The organism is Schaedlerella sp., assembly GCF_056796775.1.
Genome location: NZ_JBQIKP010000007.1, coordinates 118,168 through 124,723, shown reverse-complemented (window position 1 = coordinate 124,723; position 6,556 = coordinate 118,168). Strand labels below are relative to the sequence as shown.

4 protein-coding genes and 1 tRNA gene are annotated in these 6,556 nt (G+C 52.3%); 3 read left to right on the top strand and 2 right to left on the bottom strand.

The features are described from left to right. Positions 1 to 301: 301 nt before the first annotated feature. The gene (gene hisS, locus ACTOY7_RS05695; RefSeq protein ID WP_160280790.1) at positions 302 to 1,546 is read left to right on the top strand and encodes a histidine--tRNA ligase; all 1,245 of its coding nucleotides are present in this window, start codon (positions 302 to 304) and stop codon (positions 1,544 to 1,546) included. A 102-nt stretch (positions 1,547 to 1,648) separates the two neighbouring features. Next, positions 1,649 to 3,448: an aspartate--tRNA ligase gene (gene aspS, locus ACTOY7_RS05690; RefSeq protein ID WP_482671605.1), complete on the top strand. Its 1,800-nt coding sequence runs from the start codon at positions 1,649 to 1,651 to the stop codon at positions 3,446 to 3,448. Positions 3,449 to 3,681: 233 nt separating this feature from the next. On the opposite strand, the gene ACTOY7_RS05685 is transcribed toward aspS, so the two are convergent. Together ACTOY7_RS05685 and ACTOY7_RS05680 are read right to left on the bottom strand one after the other, a co-directional pair. Next, positions 3,682 to 3,754, bottom strand: a tRNA-Gly gene (locus ACTOY7_RS05685). 312 nt (positions 3,755 to 4,066) lie between these two features. Continuing rightward, a complete protein-coding gene (locus tag ACTOY7_RS05680) occupies positions 4,067 to 4,924 on the bottom strand; it encodes a hypothetical protein (RefSeq protein WP_160280788.1) in 858 nt (285 codons plus the stop codon). A gap of 180 nt (positions 4,925 to 5,104) precedes the next feature. Between ACTOY7_RS05680 and ACTOY7_RS05675 the strand changes: the two genes are divergently transcribed. Beyond that, the gene (locus ACTOY7_RS05675) at positions 5,105 to 6,412 is read left to right on the top strand and encodes a ClC family H(+)/Cl(-) exchange transporter (RefSeq protein ID WP_160280787.1); all 1,308 of its coding nucleotides are present in this window, start codon (positions 5,105 to 5,107) and stop codon (positions 6,410 to 6,412) included. Positions 6,413 to 6,556: the final 144 nt, after the last annotated feature.

Below are 6,556 nucleotides of genomic sequence, written 5' to 3'. Positions count from 1 at the left end.
TTTTTTGAAATATGCCTTGCAAAAAAATGAGCAAACATGTGTCTATTCCCACTTTTACTATTCAGTATTTAATGGAATCTGGTCAGGGTCTGACCAGTAACGATTCCAGGCGGGTTGGGGGGCGAATTGTAACGAAATGCTTGACATATCGCATTGCGGAAAATACAATGGTATGTGGAACGGCCGAATGGCAATGATGGGATGCCCTTGGGTATACCTTGTGAAACGGCCGAATGGCCATGATGGGATGCCCTTGGGTATGCCCAGCTGAATTTGGAAGGAAAGAAAGGACCAATATATTATGGCATTGAAGAAAAAGCCCGTGACCGGGATGAAGGACATGCTTCCGGAGGAAATGGAGATCCGGGATTATTGTGTGGGTCTGATCAAGGAGACCTACAAGTCATTTGGGTTTTGCTCCATCGAGACGCCCTGTGTGGAGCATATCGAGAACCTGTCAAGCAAGCAGGGCGGAGACAACGAAAAGCTGATCTTTAAGATCTTGAAGCGGGGGGAAAAGCTGAAGCTGGATCAGGCCAGGGAAGAGGCAGACGTGGTGGACGGCGGACTGCGCTATGACCTGACGGTTCCCCTTTCCCGCTATTATTCGGCCAACGCCAACGATCTGCCGTCCCCTTTTAAGGCGCTCCAGATCGGCAATGTATGGAGGGCAGATCGTCCCCAGAGAGGGCGGTTCCGGCAGTTTATGCAGTGTGACATTGATATCCTGGGAGAACCCTCGAATCTGGCAGAGATCGAGCTGATCCTGGCTACCACCACGCTGCTCGGAAAGCTGGAATTTCATGATTTTACGATCCGCGTCAATGACCGGCGCTTCTTAAAGGCGATGGCGGCTTACAGCGGATTTGACGAAGCGGATTATGACAAAATATTCATCACCCTGGATAAGATGGACAAGATCGGCCTTGACGGGATCCGGGCGGAATTAGAGGAAAATGGCTATGCGAAGGAATCGGTGGACACATACCTGCAGATGTTTCAGGAGATTACAAATGATGTGGAAGGCGTACGCTGGTGCGGCCAGAAGCTGGAAGGTTATCTCCCGGCGGATGCGGCGGCATCGCTGGAAACGATCATAAGCAGTGTGGAGCGCGCGAAGGAGGCGGATTTTAAGATCAGCTTCGACCCCACGCTGGTGAGAGGGATGTCCTACTATACGGGCACGATCTTTGAGATCTCCATGGATGAATTCGGCGGCTCTGTGGGCGGCGGCGGACGCTATGACGAGATGATCGGAAGATTTACGGGGCAGGCTACCCCGGCCGTGGGATTTTCCATCGGATTTGAGCGAATCGTCATGCTCCTTCTGGAGCGGCAGTACCAGGTGCCGACCGGGAAGGAGAAGAAAGCGTATCTGCTGGATAAGAACCTTCCCCAGGAAAAGCTGCTGGAGATCCTGGAGCGGGCCAGAGAAGAGCGGGGCGCGGGCATGCAGGTCATGATCATGAATATGAAGAAAAATAAGAAGTTCCAGAAGGAACAGCTGGCGCGGCAGGGATATGAGGAGATCGTGGAGATCTGGTAGTTGTCTGGGAAAGAACAGCGCGCAGGCTGCGCTGTCCGTGGAAAAATGAATCAAAATTTCATTATTATTCAGAATATGAATTCAAAGGAGCAGTGAGAGATTATGGCAGAATCAATGAGAGGATTACACCGGACCCACCGCTGCGGCGAGCTCTCGGCGGCAAATGCGGGAGAGCAGGTCACAGTCATGGGATGGGTGCAGAAGAACCGGAATAAGGGAGGGCTTGTGTTTGTAGACGTCCGGGACCGTTCCGGGATCATTCAGGTTGTATTTGAGGAAGGAAAGGCGGACGCGGAGCTGATCGCAAAGGCAGCCGGCCTTCGCTCCGAGTATGTTGTCGCAGTCGCGGGAAGAGTGGAAAAGCGTTCCGGCGCGGTGAATGAGCACATTGCCACCGGGGAGATCGAGGTGATCCCGTCGGAGCTTCGGGTGCTTTCCGAATCCGCCACTCCGCCGTTCCCCATTGAGGAAAATTCAAAAACCAAGGAAGAGCTGCGTCTGAAATACCGTTATCTGGACTTAAGAAGGCCGGATCTCCAGAGGAATCTGATGATGCGCAGCCGGGTAGCGACCCTGACCCGGCAGTTTCTGGCGGAGGAAGGCTTTCTGGAGATCGAGACCCCGATCCTGGGCAAGAGCACGCCCGAGGGGGCGAGGGACTACCTGGTGCCAAGCCGGGTACATCCGGGTAGTTTTTACGGACTTCCCCAGTCTCCCCAGCTGTTCAAGCAGCTGCTGATGTGCTCCGGATATGACCGGTATTTTCAGATCGCGAAATGCTTCCGGGATGAGGATCTGCGCGCGGACAGGCAGCCGGAATTTACCCAGATCGACATGGAGCTTTCCTTTGTAGACGTGGACGATGTAATTGATGTCAATGAGCGACTTCTGGCAAAATTGTTCCGGGACGTGCTGGGTGTGGAGGTGAGCCTGCCGATTCCCAGGATGACCTGGCAGGAGGCCATGGACCGGTATGGTTCCGACAAGCCGGATACCCGGTTCGGCATGGAGTTGGTGAATGTGACCGAAACCGTAAAGGATTTTGATTTTGTCGTATTTAAGGGTGCCGTGGAAAACGGAGGCACCGTGCGGGGGATCAATGTGAAAGGGCAGGGCGGTATGCCCCGCAAGAAGATCGACAAGCTGGTCAGCTTTGCAAAGGACTACGGCGCAAAGGGGCTTGCCTATATTGCCATCCAGGAGGACGGTACGGTAAAGTCCTCCTTTGCGAAATTCATGACCGAGGAGCAGTCCAAGGACCTGATCCGGGCCATGTCAGGAGAGGCGGGAGACCTGCTGCTGTTTGCCGCGGATCAGAACAAGGTGGTCTGGGACGTGCTGGGCGCGCTGCGTGTGGAGCTGGCGAAGCAGCTGGAGCTTTTGGATAAGAATGAATATAAGTTCCTCTGGATTACGGAATTTCCGCTGCTGGAATGGAGCGAAGAGCAGAACCGCTATACGGCCATGCACCATCCGTTTACCATGCCCATGGAAGAGGACCTGCAGTATATTGATTCCGAACCGGGCAGGGTACGGGCCAAGGCATATGATATCACACTGAACGGAAATGAGATCGGAGGCGGGAGCATCCGGATCTATCAGGATGATATCCAGGAAAAAATGTTCGAAGTGCTTGGATTTACGAAGGAACAGGCATACAGTCAGTTCGGCTTTTTGATGGATGCGTTCCGGTACGGAGTGCCGCCTCACGCCGGGCTTGCATACGGATTGGACCGTCTGGTCATGCTGATGGCAAAGGAAGACAGTATCCGGGATGTGATCGCGTTTCCGAAGATCAAGGACGCGTCTTGCCTGATGACGGACGCTCCAGGGGAAGTGGATGAGAAGCAGCTTGCGGAGCTGGGGCTCGACCTGGCGAAAGAGGAGACAAGAGAAGATTGAGTGATCTTGATTTCCATGAGGTAATGAGCCGGATGGTCATGCTTGTAAGGAGATTTGACTTATAGAATGCAAAATAAGGGCGTCGGGAAATGTTGTATACCCACAGTCGTTGTAAGTTCTGATGAACTGCGGCAACAGATTGTAGATCACTGTAATTTCCCGGCAGCCCTTTTTTGTGAATCCGATGCCGTACATAAAATAAAAAAACTTCCAAATTACTGGAAGTTTTTTAGAGCGACAGACGGGGTTCGAACCCGCGACCCCGACCTTGGCAAGGTCGTACTCTACCAACTGAGCCACTGTCGCATCTCTATGTTTTTGTATTCCGTATCGGAACAATACATACTATACTACAAGGATACCGGATTGTCAACAGTTTTTAAAAAATAAATCGTTGGAATTTTTATGAAAAATTCAGACAATTCGTGAAGGCCCGATATTACAGACTCTTCAAGGAAAATTGGATATAAAAAACAGAAAAAATAAAAAAAGCTGGGTCAGACATCGTGCTCTATCTGATCCAGCGAATGGATAAGCAGGTTGGATGCACTTTAGATCATCCAACCGTATAGGCGGTGTTTTTCAGTATACCGGACGAAACAGGGCAGAACAGAGCGTCTATTCTGCTTTGACGTCCAGCACAGGAGCAGGGGCAATATCACCGGCTGCTTTGTATGCGGCCTGGGCCTTAGCGCGTTTTACCTTCAAGGCCTCCGGGGTCAGTTCCGCCTCCGCGCGGGTCATCTCCCTCTGGCTGAGAACATCCCTGGCATCCTCAATGAGCGATTCCTTCACCTGAGATGCCTCCGGCGGTTCTTCATCGCCGTTCTTCACGGCTTTGTCCAGGATCTCCTCTACGGTATCCTGAGCCGGGTCGTCAATCTTCTGTTCAGCTTCCTTGGCTTCCTGTAGATCCTTCTCGGCCTTCAGCCGTTCCTGTTCCGTCGGCAGCTTGGCGTATCTGCCGCTTTCCACAAATTCCCTGGTAGACTGCTGGAGGGCTTCATTCTTCTGATGTTCGCGCATCACCAGCTCAAATTTTTTGTTTTCCGGGATCGCGGGATTGTGCATGATATTGTTGACGGCGCTTAAAGAGCTGGCCGTATGGAGCATCTTCACCCGCTCCACCTCATCCTTGGTCTTGCACCTTTTGAGCTCCTGTTCATACTGCTTCTGTTCGGCCTGCATGGATTTTACATGCTGATAGGCTTCCGGGTCATTTTTCCTCAGATATTCCATCTCATCCGCAGTCAGCCTCTGGCCGCACTTTAATTTCAGATCAATCTGCGCCTGGAGCTTTGCGGAGCCTTCCTTGTTGGCTTGTCTGATCTCATCCGCCTGCTGCTTTACCCAGTCATCAATGCTGGTTGTCCCGTCCGCAGTGAAGTCATTGGTATCCTTTCGCTTCTGCCACTTCATCTGCATTTCCATATTTTTTGTATAAGAGTTCAAAGATTGAACCGCAAAAAAATTCATATGGCACCTCCTCATATTCAAAAAGTCATTACAGCTTCTGTCACGAACACATTCTTATTATAAATATCGGCTGAATACGGGGAAAATATAAGTTCCTATCCGGTTGACTTTTGGGAAAGGGGGGTGTATCGTTAAGGATATCGAAACCTGGATTGGCGGCAAAATAAGAGGGACAGACAGATGGAAGAAAACAGAACGAATATCGGTGAACAGAATAGGGTATCGCTTGTCATGATCGCAGAAGGACTTTTCGTCGGAGTACTGGCCGGTCTGACAGTCATTTTATATCGGGTTTGCCTGAGCTATGCTACAAAGTGGCTGGATAAAGTGCTTCAATTCCTTTATAAGAATCCGGCCTGGTTTGCAGGCTGGTTCGCCGTATTGCTGCTGCTGGCAGTTGTGGTGGGACGGCTTCTGAGGTGGGAGCCTCTGATCGCGGGCGGGGGGATTCCGCAGGTGGAGGCGGAGATTGCCGGAACATTGTCCCGGCGTTGGATGCGGGTAATACCGGCAAAGTTTGCGGGAGGCTTTTTGTGCGTCTTCGGCGGAATGTCGTTGGGAAGGTGCGGACCATCCATCCAGCTGGGAGCCATGACCGGACAGGGTGTCTCCAGATTTCTCAGGCGGGGAGAGGACGAGGAGCGCAGCCTGATGGCCTGCGGAGCCGGGGCCGGGATTGCGGCCACATTTCACGCGCCTCTGGCAGGAATGGTATTTGCTATGGAAGAAATATATCGGGCAGGGAAAACGACGGATTTTATATCCGTGCTGGCGGCTACGGCTGCTGCCGCGTTTTCCTCCAGCCATATCCTGGGGGCTGATCCGGTTTTTCAGTTTCAGCTGACAGCCGTCCTGCCCCAGACCCATTACTGGATGCTGCTTGTGCTGGGGATTCTGATCGGTATGGCAGGGGCATTCTACAGCTGGGCCATGCTGCGTGCACAGAGCCTGTACAAAAAGGCAGGATTCCTGAATGAAACAGGCCGGATGGTGACGGCCTTCTCTGCGGCAGGAATCTTTGCCGTGCTGATGCCCAAGGCACTTGGCAGCGGAAGCTGGCTGATTGGTTCCCTGACAAGGGGGGATATGCTGCTGGGAGCAGCGGTACTGATCTTCCTTGTGAAATTTTTGTTTTCGGCAATCTGCTTTGGCTCCGGCGCGCCGGGCGGGAATATCTTCCCGCTTCTGACGCTGGGAGCTCTGCTGGGCGGTATTTTTGCGCTGGCAGGGACGGAGCTTCTCGGATTGGATCCAATGTATCTGAATAATTTTGTGCTGCTGGCGATGGCAGGTTTTTTTACGGCAGTGGTGCGGGCGCCGGTAACGGGAATCGTGCTTCTGTTTGAAATGTCCGGGCTGGTCAGCCAGCTCTTGTCCCTGTGTATCGTCTGCCTGACCGCCTATGTGGTGTCGGAGCTTCTGCATCCGAAACCGATGAATCAGATCCTGTTGGAGAAAAGTCTGGCGGCGGCACAGGACGAGGCCTGAAAGGGGTCATGATACAGAAAGCCTGTCACTGGCAGCCTTTCTGCATACGATGGTATACAGACCAACAGTCGATTTTGTTCCAGGCAAAATTCAATGGGCTTGAGATATATACATGACAAAAGAGGAAAGTTATGTTATACTTCA

What these genes read in the sequence shown, in the direction of transcription:
- hisS (WP_160280790.1), top strand. Translation starts at nt 302, where the DNA reads ATGGCATTGAAGAAAAAGCCCGTGACCGGGATGAAGGACATGCTTCCG.
- aspS (WP_482671605.1), top strand. Translation starts at nt 1,649, where the DNA reads ATGGCAGAATCAATGAGAGGATTACACCGGACCCACCGCTGCGGCGAG.
- ACTOY7_RS05680 (WP_160280788.1), bottom strand. Translation starts at nt 4,924, where the DNA reads ATGAATTTTTTTGCGGTTCAATCTTTGAACTCTTATACAAAAAATATG.
- ACTOY7_RS05675 (WP_160280787.1), top strand. Translation starts at nt 5,105, where the DNA reads ATGGAAGAAAACAGAACGAATATCGGTGAACAGAATAGGGTATCGCTT.